General features: G+C 46.4%; 13 protein-coding genes. 4 read left to right on the forward strand and 9 right to left on the reverse strand.

Features of this window, described 5'->3' with window-relative positions; translation table 11 throughout:
- Positions 1-110 precede the first annotated feature (110 nt).
- The 9 genes from ACTTJF_RS06530 to pbpC form a co-directional block, all read right to left on the reverse strand.
- Entirely contained in the window at positions 111-890 is a 780-nt protein-coding gene (locus ACTTJF_RS06530) for a MetQ/NlpA family ABC transporter substrate-binding protein (protein WP_315058451.1), read from the reverse strand.
- 189 nt (positions 891-1,079) lie between these two features.
- The gene (locus tag ACTTJF_RS06535) at positions 1,080-1,853 is read right to left on the reverse strand and encodes a MetQ/NlpA family ABC transporter substrate-binding protein (protein WP_442551269.1); all 774 of its coding nucleotides are present in this window, start codon (positions 1,851-1,853) and stop codon (positions 1,080-1,082) included.
- A gap of 151 nt (positions 1,854-2,004) precedes the next feature.
- Positions 2,005-2,778, reverse strand: a complete 774-nt coding sequence (locus tag ACTTJF_RS06540; RefSeq protein WP_315058457.1) for a MetQ/NlpA family ABC transporter substrate-binding protein — start codon at positions 2,776-2,778, stop codon at positions 2,005-2,007.
- 258 nt (positions 2,779-3,036) lie between these two features.
- A complete protein-coding gene (locus tag ACTTJF_RS06545) occupies positions 3,037-3,711 on the reverse strand; it encodes a methionine ABC transporter permease (protein ID WP_298790247.1) in 675 nt (224 codons plus the stop codon).
- Positions 3,711-4,667, reverse strand: coding sequence for a methionine ABC transporter ATP-binding protein (locus ACTTJF_RS06550; RefSeq protein WP_442551270.1), 957 nt, complete (start codon positions 4,665-4,667; stop codon positions 3,711-3,713). The genes ACTTJF_RS06545 and ACTTJF_RS06550 overlap by 1 nt, the downstream gene beginning before the upstream one ends.
- 31 nt (positions 4,668-4,698) lie before the next feature.
- Positions 4,699-5,685 carry a diaminopimelate dehydrogenase gene (locus ACTTJF_RS06555; protein WP_442551271.1) on the reverse strand — a complete coding sequence of 329 codons (987 nt, stop codon included), beginning with the start codon at positions 5,683-5,685 and terminating at the stop codon, positions 4,699-4,701.
- Between the two features lie 117 nt (positions 5,686-5,802).
- A complete protein-coding gene (locus ACTTJF_RS06560; RefSeq protein WP_442551272.1) occupies positions 5,803-8,430 on the reverse strand; it encodes a valine--tRNA ligase in 2,628 nt (875 codons plus the stop codon).
- Positions 8,431-8,560: 130 nt separating this feature from the next.
- Complete coding sequence (locus ACTTJF_RS06565) at positions 8,561-13,726, reverse strand: alpha-2-macroglobulin family protein (RefSeq protein ID WP_442551273.1); 5,166 nt, start codon at positions 13,724-13,726, stop codon at positions 8,561-8,563.
- Complete coding sequence (gene pbpC, locus ACTTJF_RS06570; RefSeq protein WP_442551274.1) at positions 13,726-15,894, reverse strand: penicillin-binding protein 1C; 2,169 nt, start codon at positions 15,892-15,894, stop codon at positions 13,726-13,728. Before pbpC ends, ACTTJF_RS06565 begins: the two co-directional genes overlap by 1 nt.
- Positions 15,895-15,995: 101 nt before the next feature.
- Between pbpC and fumC the strand changes: the two genes are divergently transcribed.
- The 4 genes from fumC to ACTTJF_RS06590 all read left to right on the forward strand — a co-directional run.
- The gene (gene fumC, locus ACTTJF_RS06575; RefSeq protein ID WP_442551275.1) at positions 15,996-17,423 is read left to right on the forward strand and encodes a class II fumarate hydratase; all 1,428 of its coding nucleotides are present in this window, start codon (positions 15,996-15,998) and stop codon (positions 17,421-17,423) included.
- A gap of 149 nt (positions 17,424-17,572) precedes the next feature.
- On the forward strand, positions 17,573-17,947 hold the full coding sequence (locus tag ACTTJF_RS06580) for a hypothetical protein (RefSeq protein ID WP_442551276.1): 375 nt from the start codon (positions 17,573-17,575) through the stop codon (positions 17,945-17,947).
- Between the two features lie 348 nt (positions 17,948-18,295).
- A complete protein-coding gene (locus tag ACTTJF_RS06585) occupies positions 18,296-19,444 on the forward strand; it encodes a hydrogenase small subunit (protein WP_442551277.1) in 1,149 nt (382 codons plus the stop codon).
- A 2-nt stretch (positions 19,445-19,446) separates the two neighbouring features.
- On the forward strand, positions 19,447-20,846 hold a 1,400-nt coding region (locus ACTTJF_RS06590; protein WP_442551278.1), incomplete at its 3' end, for a nickel-dependent hydrogenase large subunit.

Consider the following 20,846-nt stretch of genomic DNA (forward strand, 5'->3'; position numbering starts at 1 on the left):
TCCGCTTGAGAGTCAAATTTGATGTTTAAAGCTGAAATTTGACTCAACTTTTTGGCCGAGTTTAATCGACCCAAATTCACAGCCTGCGTCAAAGCGCAAACCAAAAGAAATCAAAACACTGGCAGGATGGCTCCGTCGTATCTTTTTAGGATAAACTCCTTCGTTTCAGGGCTTGTAGCGGCTTTAACGAGAGCTTTGATTTTCGGGCTATTTTCGTTGCCCGCTTTGACTGCGATGATGTTGGCGTACGGGCTTTCGGTACCTTCGATAGCTAGCGAGTCTTTTTTAGGATTCATACCAATATCAAGGACGAAATTCGTGCTTATGGCGGCAAGATCGACTTCATCTAGCGTGCGAGGTATCTGCGCGCCCTCAAGCTCGACGAAATTTAGATGTTTTGGATTTTTCACGATGTCTTTTGGCGTGGCGAGCTCAGCGCTCTTATCTAGCTCGATGAGGCCGGCTTTTTGCAGGATATTTAGCGCTCTGTTGCCGTTAGTCGGATCGTAGGCGATCGCGACTTTAGCGCCGTCTTTTAGCTCGCTTAGGCTCTTTATCTTTTTTGAGTAAAAGCCCAGCGGCTCAAGATGTATCGCCGCGGCGGTTATCAGAGTCGTGCCTTTTGTTTCATTGTGATTTTTTAGATACGGCCAGTGCTGAAAGAAATTTGCGTCCAAATCGCCGTCTTGCGTCGCTAAATTCGGGATCGAGTAGTCGTTTATCTCTTTGATGACTAGATCGTAGCCCTCTTTTGCTAGGACTGGTTTGATAAACTCCATGATTTCTGCGTGAGGTACAGGCGAGACGGCTACTACGATAGTGTGATCTTTATCTGCTGCATAGAGGTTAAAGGCTAGCGCCAAACTTGCTAAAATTTTAAAAACTTTCATTATATTTTCCTTTTTTATTTTGAAAAACGACGCTAAAAAGGTAAAAGCTTTTACGCCGTTTTGTTTTTGGAGATTTTTCTCGACTATTTTCGGTTTTTCAAATTTGAGCCCTAAAATTTAAGTAAAAAGCGTCTATGGCGATTTTTAAAGCTAAATTTTACGATATTAAATCGCTCAAATTTGACGCAATCAGAAGCTCGGTATCACCGCGCCTTGGTAGCGCTTTACGATAAAGTCTTTAACCTCGGGAGTTAATATCGCTTTATCTAGAGCCTTGATTTTCGGGTTATTTTCGTTGCCGGCCTTGGCCGCTACGTAGTTGGTGTACGGGCTATCTTTATCTTCTAGGATCAGTGCGTCTTTGGTCGGTTTGAGGCCGACGTCCAGGGCGTAATTTACGTTGATAAACGCTAGCGCGACGTCGTCGAGAGAGCGTGGCGTCTGCGCGGACTCCATCTCTTTAAATTTGAGATTTTTCGGATTTTCTATGATATCTAGCGGGGATTTGTATTCACCCTCTTTAGCCTTTACGATGCCGGCTTTTTCTAGCAAATTTATCGAGCGCGTCGAGTCTGCGGCGTTATTTGAGATAGCGATGATATCGCCGTCTTTTAGCTCGTCTAGGCTTTTTATCTTTTTAGAATACGCGCCCATAGGCTCGACGTGAACGCCCACGGTCGGCACGATGTGAGTGCCTTTGTCTTTGTTAAACGACTTCATATACGGCAGGCCTTGGAAGTAGTTGGCATCGAGTTCGCCGTTTTCGACGGCAATGTTTGGGATCACGTAGTCGTTAAAGATTTTGACGTCTAGTTTGTAGCCTTCTTTTTCTAGGATCGGCTTTACGACCTCTTCTAAAATCTCGGCATGCGGCACGGGAGATGCACCTACGGTGATGGTTTTGTCGCTAGCATACAGGCCGCTAGCCAAAAGCGCGCCCAGAAGTATTTTTGAAAATTGCATTATTATTCCTTTTTTGATAAAAAACGGCGCTAAAAAGGTAAAAGCTTTTACGCCGTTTTGTTTTAAGAGCGGTCTCTAAACTAAATTTGGATTCGTCGTTTTGCTAAATTTGCCCGCGCCGCTAAATTTGAGCGGGCGGGGCTAAATTTGATTAAAACGTCGGGATTATCGCGCCTTTATATTTTTCCTCGATAAATTTCTTTACCTCCGGGCTCGTGACGGCTTTGTCTAGAGCTTTGATTTTCGGGCTGTTTTCGTTGCCGACTTTGACCACGACGTAGTTGGTGTACGGGCTATCTTTGCTCTCAAGTACGAGCGCGTCTTTGGTTGGGTTTAGGTTGGCGTTTAGGGCGTAGTTCGTGTTGATAACTGCGATAGTAACGTCATCAAGCGTGCGAGGTACTTGAGCGGTCTCGATCTCTTCAAACTTTAGCTTTTTCGGGTTTTCCGTGATATCAAGCGGAGTTTTTAGAGGGTTGTCGTTTAGCTTGATAAGACCTGCGCTAGCTAGCACGTCAAGCGCGCGGCTCTCGTTTGTCGGGTCGTTTGGTATAGCTACGGTGCTACCGTCTTTTAGCTCTTTTATATCTTTTATCTTTTTAGAGTAAACGCCCATAGGCTCAAGGTGAACGCCAACCGTTTTAACTAGATGAGTGCCTTTGTTTTTGTTAAATTCCTCAAGATACGGTAGGTGCTGGAAGTAGTTAGCGTCTAGATCGCCGTCCTCGGTGGCTAAATTTGGAGTAGAGTAGTCGTTAAATTCTTTGATCTCAAGAGTAAAGCCGTCTTTTGCAAGGATAGGTTTTACGACTTCTAAAATTTCAGCATGCGGAACCGGCGTAGCGCCTACGACGATTTTCTCGGCGGCATTTGCGGCGACTGTTAGGCTTAGAGCAACTAGAGAGTATTTGAGTAGATTTTTCATTTTATATCCTTTTTAAAATTTGGCTAGCATTTAAAAAAAGGATATGAGCGGAGGCTTAAATTTCTTTTTAAATGCTTAGCGAAACTAAGCGCTTAAAAAGAAATTTTGCGCTTAGCGTTAGTCTTTCGACGACTTAAGTTCAGTGAAGCGACGCATTTCGCACATATCTGATTTCATTTTCTATCCTTTCTTTGTAAAATTAATTTCGGGATTTTATGCAAAAAAAGTTTAAAAGAAAATAAAATCAGACGTAAAAAATCATTTCTTTGTGATCTTATAAATAAAATTTCCTAATGATTGGAAAATTTGAACCATTATGATTAAAATCACGACGGTATAGAGCATGATATCCGGGCGAAATCTCTGATATCCGTAGTTTATCGCAACAGATCCCAGTCCGCCGCCGCCGACCGCACCCGCCATCGCCGAAAAGCCGATGATAACGATAAGCGTGAGCGTGATGGATGCTACGATGCCGGGCAGCGCCTCAACGAACATCACCTTAAAAATAATCTGAAAATTTGAGCTACCGAAACTTCTGGCAGCCTCGATGATGCCTTTATCGACCTCTTTTAGCGCGCTCTCTATGAGCCTAGCGATAAACGGCGCCGCGCCGATAGTAAGCGGAACGATAGCCGCGGTAGTGCCTATACTAGTACCCACGATCAGGCGCGTGAGCGGGAAAAGCACGATGATGAGGATGATAAACGGAAAGCTTCTTAGCGTATTTACCGTGATGTCAAGCGCGATAAATAGCGGTTTGTTCGGTTTTAGACCGTCCTGCGCCGAAAGGACGAGCAAGATAGCGGGCACTAGGCCTATCAAAAACGCTAAAAGCGTAGAAACAACGCTCATATAAAGCGTCTCGCCGATAGCAGGGAGCAAAATACGCTCGAAAACGTCGGGAAATTTAGAAAAATCTATGCCAAACATCACGCCACCTCCCATAATACGCCGCTTTGCTTGATGTACTCGGTCACGCGCGCTTCGTCTTTAGGATCGACGTTGATGACGAGCGAGCCAAGCACGTTTTCGTTTAGCTTTTCAAGCTTGCCCCAGACGATGTTAAAGTCGATATTTAGCGTGCGCGCCATATGCGTGATGACGCTGTTTTGCGCGACTTCTTTTGGGAAAAAGAGCCTGATATTTACGCCCTCGCTCGGCAAAATTTCATCCTCTCCGAGGAATTCCTTCATCTTTTCGTCGGGTTTTAAAAATAGCTCCTCGATCGTGCCGCTGCCGATTATCTTGCCGCTTTCTAGTAGTACTGCGCGGCGCGCGATGCTTTTTACTACCTCCATCTCGTGCGTGACCAAAACGACGCTGATATTTAGCGTTTGATTGATCTGCTTTAAAAGCTCGAGTATCGAATTTGTCGTATTTGGATCAAGCGCCGAAGTCGCCTCGTCGGATAGTAAAATTTTTGGGCTTAGCGCAAGAGCGCGGGCGATGGCGACTCGTTGTTTTTGTCCGCCGCTTAGCTCGCCGGGATAACTTGCGGCTTTGTTTGCAAGACCTACGAGCTCTAGTAGTTCGTTCACTCTTTTTTTGATTTCGCCGTCTGAGTAACCCCAAAATTTAAGCGGAGTCGCGACGTTTTCAAACGCCGTTTTTCTAGCCATCAGCGCAAAATGCTGAAATATCATCCCAACATCTCGCCTAAGCTCTCTTAGCTCCCTATCTTTTAGCGCCGAGATTTCTTTGTCAAATACCTTTAGGCTGCCGCTTTGATAGTCCTCTAGGCCGTTTATGCAGCGAAGTAGGGTAGATTTACCCGCGCCGCTGTGGCCTACGATGGCGAAAATTTCGCCTTTTTCTACGGTTAGGCTGACGTCATCTATGATCTGCGTCGCCCCGTAAAATTTCTTTAAATTTTCTATTTTTATCACTAATTTTCCTTGTTTTTGAAAACGCGTAAATTTATAAAATTTCGCGCCTTAGCTCGTCCGCGCTCTTTGGCGAAAGAAGCGCAGGAGCGATGTCAAACACGCTAAACGCGCCGCTTTCGCCTCTTTGCGCTAGGCAATACGCCGCGCGGGCGTAGGCTACGAGTACGCTTGCGGTAAATTCGGGATTTGAGTCAAGCTTTAGCGAAAACTCGATCAGATGTTTATTTTCGCCGCGCTCGCCCGTCGCCCCGCTTCGCAAAACGAATCCTCCGTGAGGGATGCCGCCGTGCTCTTTTTTAAGCGTCGCAAGATCTATGAAATGCACGCTCGTGTCGTAGTCGGCAAAGTAGTTTGGCATCGTTTTTATCTCTTTTTCGATGCGCGTTTTATCGGCGCCGTCCTCGGCCACGACATAGCACTCGCGCAGGTGTTTTTCGCGCGTGCTAAGTTTTGGATTTTCGCCTGCGCGAACTCGCTCCAAGGCGCTTTCTATCGGCACGGTGTATTGGCGCGCGTCCACGACGCCCTCGATCCTGCGGATAGCGTCTGAGTGACCTTGGCTCACGCCTTTACCCCAAAACGTATAACTGCTGCCGTTTTCTAGCACGCTCTCGCTAAACAGTCTATTTAGCGAAAACAGACCCGGATCCCAGCCTACGGCTATAATGCCTACATTTCCGCCCTTTTTTGCTGCGGCGTCTACCGCGGCGAAGTGCTCAGGGATTTTTGCATGCGTATCGAAGCTATCGACGACGTTAAAGCTCTGCGCAAACTCTGGCGTCTGAGTCGGCAGATCCGTCGCGCTACCGCCGCAAAGCACCAAAACGTCAAATTTGCCCTTGTGCGATAAAATTTCGTCCACGCTAAATACCGGAGCGCCGCATGTCTTTACTTCGCTCGGATTTCTGCGGCTAAAAACGGCCGAAAGCTGCAGATCCTTGCTATTTCGCGCGGCAAGCTCTACGCCGCGACCTAAATTTCCATATCCTAAAACCGCTATTTTTATTTTTTCGTTCATTTTTTATCCTTTTATTTTTTAAAATTTTTGCGCATTAAACGGCATGCCGTAGTTTAAATTTAACCGCTCAAGGCACCGTTTGGATCTGCCAAGTCCTAACGCAAAAACCAAAAAATATCAATCAACCGCTCCCAAATTTGCTAGCTCGCTATCTACCTTTTCTAGCTTTTGCGTCGCGCTAGCCAGTCCTTCGCGGTTGGCTTCTACTACGGCTTGCGGGGCGGAGGCCACGAATTTCTCGTTATTTAGCATGCTTGATAGCTTTGCTATCTCTTTTTCCAGTTTGGTTTTTTGCGACCGCAGTCGCATGATCACAGCGCTCATATCCACGCCTTCAAGCGGTACGAATGCCTCTAAATTTTCGCTCACGTCGCGCGCGGCGTTTTCTATTTTAGCGTCGCAAAACTCGATCTGTTCGCATTTAGCTAGCAGCGAGACGTAGTTTGTCGCCTCAGTCAAATTTTTGTTTCCGTTTAGCTTGATGAAGGCTTTTGCGATCTTTGAGTTGCCTTGCTCGATGGTCGCCTTTGCGCGGCGGATCGCGACGATGGCTTCGATCACCAGCTCAAAGGTCTTTTCTATCTGCAAGTCGCGCTCGTTAGCCTGCGGATACGCCTCTATCATGATCGAGCCCGTGCTTTCTAAATTTGAGCCGCTAAGCTCGTGGAAAAGGTATTCTGAGATAAACGGCATAAACGGACTTAGTAGTCTCATGGCCTCTTTAAATATCGCTCCAAGCTCCCTTACGCTGCCTTTATCGGCTTTGCTAAGCTCGATGCCCCAGTCGCAAAACTCGTCCCATAAAAATTTATAAATAGCGTTTGCCGCGTCGTTAAAGCGGTAGGCGTCGATGTTCTCTCGCACTTCGCGCACGCACTCGTTAAAGCGGCTTAGCATGTATTTGCCAAGCTTTGTTTCGATTTTGGCGTCGCTTAAATTTGCAAATTTAGACTCGTTTAGCAGCAGATATTTGCTCGCGTTGTAAAGCTTGTTCGTAAAATTTCTCACGAGCTTCATCTTTTCGTCGCTTAGCTTTATGTCGCGTCCCTGCACGGCAAGTAGCGCAAGCGTAAATCGCAGGACGTCGGCGCTGTATTCATCGATGCTAACGAGCGGATCGATGACGTTGCCTAGGCTTTTACTCATCTTTCTACCTTGCTCGTCTTTAACTAAAGCGTGCAGATAGATGTCGTCAAACGGCAGCTTGCCTAGCGCGTTTTCGCCCTGAAACATCATCCTGGCCACCCAGAAAAATAAAATATCAAAGCCGGTGATTAGCAGGTTGTTTGGGTAAAATTCGGCCAAATCGCCGTCAAACCATTTCTCGTTTTTTAGCTCCTCGCCGTTGCCCCAGCCAAGCGTGCTAAACGGCCAAAGCCCCGAGCTAAACCAGGTATCTAGGACATCCGGGTCTTGATGGAAATTTGCGCTTTTGCATTTTGGGCACTGCGTCGGTTCGCCTTCGTCCGCCCACTCGTGTCCGCACTCATCACAGTAAAATACCGGGATCTGATGCCCCCACCATAGCTGGCGCGAGATACACCAGTCGCGAAGCTCGCGCATCCAGGCGTTAAAGCTGTTTATCCAGTGGGCCGGGTAAAATTTAGCTAGGCCTTCGCCGACCTTTGCGATCGCGTCGTCCGCGATCTGTTTTTTGACGAACCACTGCTTTGAGATGTATGGCTCGACGACGTTTTTGCAGCGGTAGCAGTAGCCGACCTGATTTTCGTAGTCTTCGATCTTCTCGACGTTTCCGAGCTTTTCTAGCTCTGCTACGATGGCGTCTCTAGCCTCTAGTCGCTCAAGCCCCTTAAACTGTGCGCACTGCTCGTTTAGGATGCCTTTTTCGTCAAAAACGGTGATAAACTCTAGATCGTGTCTTTTGCCGACCTCATAGTCGTTAGTATCGTGCGCCGGGGTTACTTTAACAAGACCGGTTCCAAACTCCATATCGACGTGCTCGTCGGCGATAATCTCGATCTCGCGACCGATTATCGGTAGGACGACTTTTTTGCCGATCAAATTTTTATAACGTTCGTCGTTTGGATTTACCATGACGGCAGTGTCGCCGAAATATGTTTCAGGCCTAGTGGTAGCAACTACAACATATTCGCTTGGCTTATCTGCAAAATAGTATCTCAAATGATAAAGTTTGCCTTTGTTTTCCTTATGCTCGACCTCGATGTCACTGAGCGCGCCGTCGTGCGTACACCAGTTTATCATGTAGTTTTCGCGTACGATGAGCCCTTTTTCGTAGAGATTTACGAAAGCCTTTTTGACGGCTATTCTTAGTCCCTCATCCATCGTAAATCTTTGGCGCGACCATGCCGGAGAGATACCTAGTTTTCGCATCTGATGCACGATCATACCGCCGCTTTTTTCTTTCCATTCCCAGACTTTTTCTACGAATTTTTCGCGTCCGAGCTCTTCTTTTTTGATGCCTTGGGCTAGGAGCTGCTTTTCAACGACGTTTTGCGTGGCGATACCTGCGTGATCGAGGCCCGGCTGCCACAGCGTTTTGTAGCCGTCCATTCTTTTGTAGCGCGTCATTATGTCTTGTAGCGTGAAGGTTAGCGCGTGCCCGATGTGAAGCGAGCCAGTTACGTTTGGAGGCGGCATCATGATGCAAAATTTACGGCCATCTTTGCGGATGTTTTTGTTCGCGTCTATCTCGAAATATCCGCGTTCTTCCCAAATTTTATAAAATTTATCCTCTACTTCTTTTGCGTCGTAAAATTCCGCCATATTTTATCCTTAATAATTGTTTAAAAAATGTCGGATTTTACTACAAATTTGCTAATAGTATGTTTAAAATAGGTTGTTTTTAAGAATAGGCAAAGAAAGCGAAGCGGCTAAAAAACCGCTTCGCAAAGGATCATTTGACGATAAATTCGTGCTGAGCTAGATCGTAGTCGCTCATGCTCTCGTCGTACATGTTTTCCGTGATGACCGCAGGTAGCATGCACTTACCGCTCATGACGACGCGAAGAGGCGTGTAGAGCACGTGCGCATCCTTGCTAGCGTCCAAGCTGTAAAAGCTCAAAACTCTGTCGTCCTCGATGTTTTGATGCTCGAGAGTTAAAGAGTTTTTCGTGGCTTCCGTTCTTACGTTAGGTACGATGTTTTCGTTTACCACCTCAAGGCAAGGGCTGATCGTTTCGTTTACCACGCCATTTCTGATAAACTCATTCGTTTTGAGAGAAAGCTTCGAGTAGATGACGTCGTTTACCTTAAGCGCGTTGATATCGATCTCTTTGCCGTCTTTACCGACGAAGGTTCTGTAGATATCAAGCCCTTTTTTGTCAAATTTGTGATTTACGTCTAGCTTTTTGTAGCCTGACGCGCTAACGCCTAGATACACGGCTGCTCCGTTTTCAGGTACGATAGTGATCTCAGGCTTTTTAGGAGCGATGTTGATAGCTCCGCGACCGTCGAAATTTAGATCGTGTCCGTCGGCGATAAGCTTAAATTTGTTCTCGCTTGAGACGTCTTTGATATAGGCTCTTAGCGCTCTTAGCGTAAACGCGCGCTCCTGCGTCGAATGTAGCTTATCGACGCGAGCGATCAGGTAGTCGGCTAGCTCGTCGCTAAATGCGTTTTTCTCAAAGTGATTAGCGTGTAAAAGCAGCATAAAGGCCTTGTTTCTGATCTCTGAACCGAAGTTATCTGCTAGCTCTTTTTCGCGGTTATAGGTCGATTTATTTAGCTCTTTTAGCACTTTTTCGCTCTCTTTGTTTAACCCCTCGTTTTTGAGGATCGCAGCCATCAAGTAGCCCTCAAGCGCGCTGCCTTGGTATCTCTTTTGATCGTATAGAGCGTTTAGCTTTGATCTATCGAGTTTCTTTTGCGTGCTTAGGACGTAGGCTGCGTAAAGAGCTTGGAAGTTGTCGTTGCTACCAAACGCCCTTAACCAGTCGATCGCTTTATTTTTTACGTGGCTATCAAGTGCAAAGCCTGATTTTTCAAGGGTAAATAGCATATCGATGGAGTAGATAGAGGCAAAGTTGTTTGTGTAGCCTAGCTGATTCCAGTAGCCAATGCTGCCGTCTGTTTTTTGCATATTGACGACGTCTTGTATGCCCGCTTCGACGAATCTTCTTCTATCGGCTTCTTTTGCTTTAGCTTCTTTAGAATCATCTCCGCCAAGCACTAGGAAATTTAGCTCAAAAAGCTTACTTGAGCGCTGCTCGGCGCATCCGTAAGGGTAGTTTACGAGCTTGTCGCTATTTGCGCTTAGTACGCCTTTTATAGAGCTTGAAGCGTCGATCCTGATGCGTTTAAACTCGCTGTCAAGCTTAAATGTTTTCTCCACTGTAGCCTGGAAATTTTTAGCGTAGGTGCTAAGCGGATAGGCGTGGATGACGTCAAGCTTTTGCGAGTAGGTATAGCCGTTTTTGCCGTCGTTTGCGGTGAAATTTATATACGATTTACCCGTAGCGTTAGCGTCGATCGTGAAATTTAACTTCGCGTTTTCGTTAGGTTTTAGCTCGATACTATCGACGGCTAGTTGTGCGTTTAGGTTCGTATCTATGCTTAGAGCAACGGTTTTTGGCTCTTTAGTCGTATTTATCACTCTTAGCGTGTAGTTTACCTGGTCGCCTTGGATCAAATAGGCCGTTTGCGTAGGTTTTAGGATGATATCGTCTTTTACCTTAACGGCATTTACGCTAAAGCCTAGCTTATCGCCGATGACGCTAAGCGCGGCTAAATTTATCTCGGAGTTAAAGTCGCTCGGTACCTCTACGTCAAAGTTTGCTACGCCGTCCGCGCCCGCTTTTGCGGTTTGCATTTTGATGTATGTTTTGACGTTTTTCTTATCGACGGGGCTGGCAAATTTTGCCATTCTCATCTCCATGAGAGCAGCAGCCGCGTCGCCGCCGAAGCTTAGTACTTTACCGTCTTTTTTAAATCCGCTCAAATTTGAGTAGATATCATAATCAAGCACGCCGTCGTTTAAAATTTTGTCAAAGAAATCAAGAGGGCTTTTTAGCTTTTGATTTGTTATCTGAAGCACGCCTTCATCTACCGCAAATAGCGTAACCTCTGCGTTTGGCTCGGTTTTTACGCTAGCTTTAAATTTGGAGTTTGACTTCACGACTTTAGGCGCTTCGATGCTGACGTTCGTCGCTCGGTATGATTTGTCCGCTTTTACATAAACTTTGTCGTAGGTTCTAAACGGCATAGTGTCGTTATCGGCTACACGCATGATAGATGCCGTAACGTAAAGTCCCTCAAAGTCGAAATCAAGGTCAAATTTAGCGTTTGCGACGTTGTTTTGGATATTTACGACTTTATACTTTTTGACGTTTTCGGACTCTACCGTGATGATACCGATACCGCTTTTTAGCACGGAGCTAACGTCTACGTTTAGCGAGTCGCCTTTTTTATAGACTTTTTGGTTTAGCTTGATTTTAGCTTTAGCTAGCTCTTTTGTCGGTTGCAAGGTGCCGCCGTAGTCCCAGCCGCTAACATAGATATCTAAATTTGACGAGTGGCCGCTTAGGATATCGGAAACCACGACTACGTAGTCGCCGCTTTGTTTAAAGTCATAAACGAACTCGCTACCGCTTAGAGTATCGCTAAATACCTTCTCGTAGCGTTTGCTCCATTTTAGATAGCCTTCTTTGTTGTAGTTGTAGTCCCAGATGGCTTTTTTGATCTCTACGGCTTTTTGTCTATCTTTTAGCTCCTCGTCCTTGAGCGGATCGACGCTGACGAAATTTAGCGTTAGCTTGGAGTTTGCGTCGATGTAGGTGTCGTTTGCTCTGACGCCGACCATCACGTCAAAAGGATAGACGCTAAAGTCGCTGCTAGCGCTCACGTTTTTGCCGTCGTCGTTAATGGTAAATACCGCGGTGCCTTTTAAAATGCTCGCGATTTTGCCTTTGTTTTGCAGCTTAAACGCAGTTGCGCCTTTACCTTCGCCGTCTAGAGTTACGGGCTTAGTAAACTGATCTAGGCCGTTTGCGGCGTATTCGCCGTTGCTAAATTTATACTCTTTAAATTTATCGTTTTTGTAATCTAGCTGATACAAATTTAATGCTACGTCGCCTTCTAGATTAGCCGCCGCCGCGCCAAAAAGGTAGTTGCTTTGCAGTTTTACGTCTATTAGATCGTCTAGAGCGTAAATTTGCTTATCCAGCTTAACTTCGTTTTTGATGCGTTGCGGAGTAAATGACTCGACCGAGAAGTCGTAACTATCGATGATTTTATTTGCAAAGATCACTTCAAATTTAAACGTTCCCGTTAGTCCCGAGTTTACAGGCTCGTCGAAATTTATTACGCCAAGCTCGGTCGTATTTATGCTTTTATCTAGGATCACTTTGTTTTGCGGATCTCTGATTTTTAGCTTAACTGGCATGTTTGAGAGGCTCTTAAACAGCGCGTTTTTGATGATGATCTCGCCTTTTATGTTCTCCTGTGGGCGGATGATGTTGCTAGCAAAATGCAAATATGCATTATAAATTTCGCTTCTATCTTTAGCGTCTAAATTCGACTCCTCGTTTAAGCGTTTATTTTGCGATAGAGCGATGAAGCTTTGCTCCTTGCCCAGCGTTAAAACTGCGCTTGAGACGTCTTTGCCGATGTCTTTTTTGTTAAATTTAAACACGCCTTCGTCGTTTGTGATACCGCTTGCGATGAGATTGTTTTTGACGGAGTAGATTTTGACATCCGCGTTTGCGACCACTTCGTTTTTACTCAAGCGGTTGGCAAATAAAAATACCTCGTCTTTTGAAACCTTCATGCTTAGGCCGATATCGGTTAGATAGACCGCTTTTTGGACGCTTTTATCTTTGTCGTAGTAGATCGTGACTAGATAAACTCCGTCGCCGCCCTCGGCAAAGTCAAGCTTGATCTTGCTTTTTTGCATTTCGTTTTGAGCGCCGCCGATCTCGTAGTTTTTGCTAGCGACCTCTTCGGCATAGTTATCTAAAGGAGTCTCGGTGAAATTTAAAAAGTATCTTAAATTTTGCTCTTTTAGCTTCTCGACGACGACTTTAGCGGTGTTTGTATTTACGCTTTTTACGCCGATCTCGCCTAGGCTAGACATATACGTGCCGCTATCGGTAAACTCTAAAAACGGCTTTAGATCGCCGAATGCGACGTTAAAGATAGAGTTTTCTCGAAGCATCGAGTAGTCGTCGCCAAAGCCCTTGTAGAAAGTGACTTTGTATGTTGTCTGCGGTTTGAAGTCGTTGCTGGTAATGTCTATATAATAGTAGTAATACTCGCCGTCGGCATCCTGATGGCTGGTGTACTCCATATCGCTCACTTCAAAGCTATTTACGCCCTCGACCTTGATGAATTTTTTAATATTGTCGGAGTCTACCCAATCTTTAAGATAGAGTCTGGCCGCTAGTTTGCCGTTATCTAAGCTAACGCCCTCGACCTCGTTTAAAAACATAGTCTTGGCTTTTGGCTTATCGACGAAATTTTCATCCGGGCCGGCTACTTTTTGCACGACTTCAAAGTTGTCGGCTAAATTTACGCCCGAAGCGTTTTTGAGATTTTTGGAGACCGCAAATACCAAATTGTCGCCGCTTTCAAGTAGCTTTATCTGAAAGCTTCTAGGCGTTTTGGCTACGATTTTATATTTGATATTTTGCTTAGCTAAATTTTGCTTGTCGTAAATTTTAAAATTTGCGGCAAACTCATCCTCGCTAACATCATCGTTAAATACCGCTAAAAAGGTATCTCCGGAGTACTCGATCATATTTGATAGTACGAAGTCTCCGCCGTAAAATTTGGCCTTGCTCTCGCCTTTTTTGCACGAGTAGCTTACGCCTTTTGCTAGAGGCTTTTTAGGGTAAAAGAAAATCTGGTTTGAGCCGTACTCAAAGGCTCCGGTTACCTCTGGAGAGCACTCGATTATCTTTTTGTGCGTGACTTTACCGATGAGCGATTGTTCGCTTTGTGCGTATTTGACGCCAAGACTCACCGAATCGTCGTCTAATGTCCTGCTTGAACCGTCAAGCGTAAAGGCGCTTAAATTTGCTGCCAAAATGCAGCTTAGGCTTAAGCCGACTAACTTGAAACGCATTAAAACCTCCTTATTTCGATATTGATTTCGCTTAAATTCGAATTTTCGTCCAGACACCCGAGCTTATGTTTGCCTTGCGTTAAATTTAATGTATTTTCGCTCGCGTTGTTTACTTTTTCCCATTCGTTTTCGTCGATCTTGAGATATATCTCATCGCCGATATATGCGTAACATTTTAGCATAACTTTAGTTAAATTTTCATCGCTTAGCAGAATTTGATTATTTGACGGCGTTGCAACGAGAGGTTTATAGCTTTTAAACTTATAGTAACAAGGACTATCTTTGATATCTTCTTGAGTGATCGCGCCGTTTTTGAGCAAAAATCCTACTTCATCGCCCCTGATACTCTCGCAGATATCCTTTAGCTCTACTCCCTCTATCCGCCAGTCGTCTTCCTCGTCTCTGCACTCTTTAAATTTAAACGCGTCAAGGCAGGTTTTTTTGCTCTCTATGCCGCTTGGCGCGCTCATGAAAGATAATTTTTGCTTTTGAGCCAGCAGTTTAAAGACGTCAAAAACTGCGCGCGAGGCGTCGCTAAATCCGCTTAAATTTTGCGTCTTTTTGCCGTTAAAGTTACCAAACCACACCGCGACCGTGTAGTCGTTATTTACGCCGATCGTGTAGATGTCGCGCGAGCCGTAGCTGGTGCCGGTTTTAAAGGCGATTTGAGGCGTGTCTTTTGCGTATTGCCATGCGACGCCCAGATAGCTTCTTGACGCGCTTGAGAGCATTTTTGAGGTTAGATACGCGCTTTGCGGGCTGATTAGCCGTCCGTAGCCTAGTATCGTTTTGCCGGCAACCTCTAGCGGTTTTAGCTCGCCGCCGTTTGCGTAGATAGTGTAGAGATGGGCTAAGCTTAGCAGGCTCATTTCCGCACTTCCAAGCGCGATACTATCTGCGTAAAAATCCTTTGAATTGCTCACCAAATGCACTCTAGAAAGCAGCTCGTAGAGCGAATTTTTGCCTAGTTTGTTGTTTAGGCTAACGGCTGGTATATTTAGGCTAAGTGCCAGCGCCTCGGTCGCCGAGATGATACCAAAAAACCTGCTGTCGTAGTTTTTGGGTACGTACTCTCCGAGGAAAATTTCAGTATCTATCATCTGGCTTTTTGGCGTGATGAAGCCCTCGTCAAGCCCTAGCGAAAATATAAACGGCTTTAGCGTCGAGCCCACGTTTCTACTCATCGTTACGCCGTCGTTTTGTCCCTGCGGAGCGTGCCAGTCGTGCGAGCCCACGTATGCGGCCACGCTCATATTTTTGTTATCGATGATTATCCCCGCGGCGTTGTAGGCGTCTTTTGATTTTAGCGAGGTTGCCGTATTTTTTAGCGCGTTTTCGAGTAAAATTTGCAAATTTAGATCTAAATTCGAGTGCGTAACGCCGTTTTTTAGAGCTTGCGCGGCGTAGTGTTTAGCCTTATAAACGGCATCGTAGCGTTTGTTTTTAAATGGCTCCCTTTGCGCTCTTTGGAATGCGCTTTGATCTATTACGCCTGCTTTATAAAGCAGCTTTGCGACGCGGTTTTTTAGCGCGTTGATGTTTGATTTTTTATCTAGGCGGTTGGCGTTGGGGTTTTTTGGGATCGTGCTTAAAAGTGCGCACTCGGCGATACTAAGCTCGCCAAGCTCTTTACCGAAATAAAACCTCGCCGCAGCCGCCGCGCCCTCGATATTTCCGCCGTATGGAGCGAGATTAAAGTAAAAATTTAAAATCTCGTCCTTGCTGTAATGCCACTCAAGCTGAAGCGCGGTAAAGATTTCTTTAAATTTATTCGCGTAGGTGCGCTCCTCTCGCTTCATCATGCGCGCGACTTGCATCGTGATCGTGGAGGCTCCGATGCGGTTTTTATGCGTGAGGTTATGCGCAGCCGCGCGGATCATGGCGAATGGATTTACGCCGATGTGGTAGTAGAAAAATTTGTCCTCAAACAAAAGAACGCTATCTTTTAGCGTCTGCGGGATGTTTTTGGCTTCAAATCTCCAAATTTCGTCGCTGCTAGGCCGAAGGGCGACGATCCGACCGTCTTTATCGAAAAGTATGAGCGAATTTTCCCGCTTTAGCGCTTTGACGTCGAGCGGATAAGCAAAGTCAAGCGCCAAAAAAGCTACGAAGCAAAGCAGGGCAAAGGCGGCGGAAAATTTGATAAATTTAGCTAAAACTCTTTTCATTTCGCGATTATATCGAATTTGCGCGTAAAATCTCGAAAGATTAAATTTATGATAATTGATATATAATTTCAAATACTAATTTAAGTAAAGGAGATAAAGGCATGGAGTATAGAATAGAAAAAGACACGATGGGCGAGGTAAAGGTTCCGAATGAGAAATATTGGGGTGCGCAGACGCAGCGCAGCCATGAAAATTTCGAGATTGGAGTAGGGCTGGAGACGATGCCAAGGGAGGTCATAGAGGGTTTTGCCTATCTAAAAAAGGCGTGCGCGCTGGTTAATCGCAAGCTGGGCCGCCTAGACGAGCCTCGCACCGAAGCGATCGCGCAGGCGTGCGATGAAATTTTAAACGGCAAGCTGGATGGAAATTTCCCTCTAGTAGTGTGGCAGACGGGTTCGGGCACGCAGTCGAATATGAATTTAAACGAGGTCGTTTCAAACCGCGCAATGGAGATTTTGGGGCTAAATTTTCGCGATAAGGCGGCGCTGGACGCTAAGGACGCAAAATTCGTACACCCAAACGATCACGTAAATAAAGGCCAAAGCTCAAACGACACCTATCCTACGGCGATGCGAATAGCCTTTGTGCTGGAGCTTCAAAAAAAGCTACTACCCGCAATCCAAAAGCTTGAAGCGACGCTGGATAAAAAGACTGCCGAGTTTGCGGGGATCGTAAAGATCGGCCGCACTCACCTGCAAGACGCCACGCCGCTCACGCTCGGGCAGGAATTTAGCGGCTACGCGCATATGCTAAAGGCGAGCAAGGCGCAGATCCTAGCTACTATGCCGTTTTTAGAAGAGCTTGCCATCGGCGGCACCGCGGTGGGCACGGGGCTAAACTCGCACCCGAAATTTAGCGAGATGGTAAGCGACGAGCTAAACGCGCTAACGAGCACGGCGTTTAAATTTAAATCCCATCCAAATAAATTTCACGGCCTAACCAGCCACGACGCCGAGGTGTTTTTAAGCGGCGCGCTAAACGGCCTGGCGGCAAATTTGATGAAGATCGCAAACGACGTGCGCTGGCTGGCAAGCGGGCCAAGATGCGGCATCGGCGAGATAAACATCCCCGAAAATGAGCCGGGAAGCTCGATAATGCCGGGCAAGGTAAATCCGACGCAGTGCGAAGCCGTCACGATGGTAGCGGCGCAAGTGATGGGCAACCACGTCTCGATCTGCGTCGCTGCAAGCCAGGGCAACTTCGAGCTAAACGTCTTTAAGCCGGTGCTCACGTACAACCTCATCCAAAGCATCCGCCTGCTAAGCGACGCGATGAACAGCTTTGAGAAACACTGCGCTTGCGGCATCACGGCAAATGCCGCGAAAATCGACAAACTGCTGCATGAGAGCCTGATGCTCGTAACCGCGCTAAATCCGCACATCGGCTACGCAAATGCCGCCAAGATCGCCAAAACCGCGCACCATAACGGCACGACGCTGCGCGAGGAGGCGATAAAATCGGGTATACTGACCGCCGAGGAATTTGACGCGTGGGTGGTGCCTGAGGATATGATCGCGCCGAAGGAATAAATTCGGTCGCTTGAGTTTTTGGGCTCGGCGGGATTTGGGCGATTTTGCTGAGCCTAAGTAAAATCCGTAAATTTAAGAGCGAAATTTACGGTTGCGCCTTAAATTTTACTCAAATTTGCCGATATACTTTTAAATTTAAAGGCACGGCGATGGATGTAAAACTAAACATAAATTTAAACTCAAATTTGATTAGCGTCGGCAAAAGCTCAGCGGCGGCTAGCGCGGCAAATTTAAACGCGGGCGCGCTAAATTTAAAAAGCGGCGATAGGGGCGATATTTTGAGCGACGCGTCAAATTCTCCTAGCGGCGAAAGCAGCGCCGATATCCTAAAAAAGCAGCTAGAAAAACTACAAAAACGACTAAAAGAGCTTGAAGCCGCGATAAAGCGAGTAAAAGCGAGCAAAAATCCATACGCAAAAGATATGGCGGCCTCGCTTGAGACGCAAAAGGGAGCGGTATTTGCTCAGATAATGCAAATAAGCGCGCGAATTTTAGAAATGCAAGGCGGCCAGGGTAAAATTTGACGCCGTAAATTTGCATTTGAAATTTTAAAAACGCAAAAAATTAATGCCTTGAAACTAAATTAGTAAATTTATGAAATATTGCTACTTTAATTTTAAAATATCAAAATTTAAAAATAATTTGTCAAATCTATCTTTTTATACTTTAATTATTTTTTGGACTTTTCTAGCAAAAATAATACCAAAGTAATAATACTCTTAATTATAGAGACTAATACTTTTACTAAATATAGAATTTTAAATTTTAGTTGTAATATTTCAATATTTAAAGCTATTTGATAATAATCAAGACCAAATTTGATCCGTTATCAAATATGCAAAAAATGCATATTTTACCCCAAAGGAGAGAGCATGAGAGATGACGTCCTAGTTAGGATAAACGAAAGGCTTAACGTGCTTGCCGCGCTTCCGACTCTAAAAAACGGATCGATCGGCGAAGCTTTAAAGAAAAGCGGATTTAGCAGGCGCGATTTTATGAAATGGGCGGGCGCGATGACGGCGTTTATGGCGCTACCTGCGTCGATGGCGCCTACAGTGGCTAGAGCCGCCGAGCTTAGCGATAGATTGCCCGTGATATGGCTACACATGGCCGAGTGTACGGGATGTAGCGAGAGCTTGCTTCGTACCGATGCGCCGAGTATAGATAGCTTGATTTTTGACTACATCAGCCTCGAGTATCACGAAACCGTGATGGCGGCAGCAGGATGGCAGGCTGAAGAAAACCTAGAAAGCGCGATCGAAAAATACAAAGGCAGATACATCCTGCTAGTCGAGGGCGGCATACCTACGGGCGATACGGAGAACTATCTAACCGTCGGTCCTTTGGGGCTTAGCGGCCTTCATCACGCAAAGCACGCGAGCGAGAACGCCGCGGCGATATTTGCTATCGGCACCTGTTCGAGTTTCGGCGGGATACAAGCCGCAAAGCCAAATCCGTCAAATTCCGTCGGCCTATCAAAGGTAACCTCAAAACCGGTCATAAACGTCCCGGGCTGTCCTCCGAGCGAGAAAAATATCGTGGGCAACGTCCTTCACTACATACTTTTTGGCACTTTGCCAGCGCTTGACGTATTTAACCGTCCAAAATGGGCTTACGGGCTTAGGATCCACGATCTATGCGAGCGAAGGGGGCATTTTGACGCGGGCGAGTTCGTACAGACCTTTGGCGACGAGGGCGCGAAAAACGGCTACTGCCTCTATAAAGTCGGCTGCAAAGGCCCATATACGTTTAATAACTGCTCCCGCGAGAGATTTAATCAGCACACCAGTTGGCCGGTGCAAGCAGGCCACGGCTGTATAGGCTGCTCGGAGCCTGATTTTTGGGATACGATGGGGCCTTTTGAGGAGCCGATGGCAGATAGGCTGTTTAACACCGTTTTGGGTCTAGGCGCCGATAACGTCAGCGATAAAATCGGCATCGGAGTGCTGGCGCTCGCAGGCATCGGTATAGCAGCGCACGCCGCGATAAGCATTTTTGCTAAAGACAAAGAGGAGGCGTAAAAATGAGCGAGCAAAGAATAGTAATTGATCCCATAACTAGGATAGAAGGCCACCTGCGCGTAGAGGTCGTCGTAGATGAAAATAACGTAGTTAAAGAGGCCTACTCGGGCTCGACGCTTTGGCGCGGTATAGAGCAGATCGTAAAGGGGCGCGATCCGAGGGATGCGGGATTTTTCACGCAGAGGATTTGCGGCGTTTGTACGTTTTCGCACTACCGCGCGGGCATCATGGCCGTCGAGGACGCGCTAGGTATCACGCCTCCGCTAAACGCGCAGCTAACGCGCACCTTGATGAACAACGCCCTTTATATGCACGATCATCCCGTGCATTTTTATCAGCTTCACGGACTTGACTGGGTAGACGTGGTCTCGGCTCTAAGCGCGGACGTGCACAAGGCTAGCGATGAGGCGTTTAAATACTGCGACACGCCTTACGCTACGGGCGCAGATAAGCTAAAAGAGGTAAAAGAGCGCGTCGAGGCCTTCGTAAAAAAGGGAAATTTAGGGCCTTTTGCCAACGCCTACTGGGGACATCCGACCTATAAATTTACGCCCGAGCAAAATTTGATCGCGCTTTCTCACTATTTAGAGTGCCTAAGGATACAAAGGACGGTAGCGCAGATGATGGCGATATTCGGCGCAAAACAGCCTCATCCTCAAAGCCTCACCGTAGGCGGCGTGACCTGCGTCATGGACTTGCTAGATCCTGCAAGACTAGGCGAATATCTAACCAAATTTCAAGAAGCGGCAGATTTTATCAACCGAGCGTATTATCCAGATCTAGTTATGGCCGCTAAAGCATACGGCAGCGAGCCAAGCGTACTAAAAGACGTCGGCGTATCAAATTTATTCGCTTACGACGAGTTTTTAGTCGGCAAAAACGAGTACTTGATCCAAGGCGGAGTTATCCTAAACGGCGACATCAGTAAGGTTTACGAAGTAAACGGCGACAAGATCACCGAGGAAGCCACTCGCGCATGGTATAAAAACTCGGCTCCGCTGCATCCGTACGACGGCGAGACCGAGCCAAACTACACCGGCCTAAAAGATATGAAAACTCTAGACGGCCACGGTAAAGAGGTGGATACCAAAGTGTTTGACGAAAAGGGCAAGTATAGCTGGATCAAAGCCCCTCGCTATGACGGCAAACCTATGCAGGTAGGACCGATAGCCAGCATCGTCATAAACTACGCCAAAGGTAACGAGCGCGTGGTGAAGATCGTAGATAAATTTTTAAAAGACACGGGACTTCCGCTTGAGGCGGTATTTTCTACGCTAGGCAGAACCGCAACTAGGATGCTAGAGGCTAAACTAGTAGCCGATCACGGACTAACCGCCTTTACTAGCTTAGTAGAAAATCTAAAAACCGATCAAGAAACCTGCGCGAAGTACGTCATAGATAA

Source organism: Campylobacter sp. (assembly GCF_052170435.1).
Lineage (GTDB): Bacteria > Campylobacterota > Campylobacteria > Campylobacterales > Campylobacteraceae > Campylobacter_A.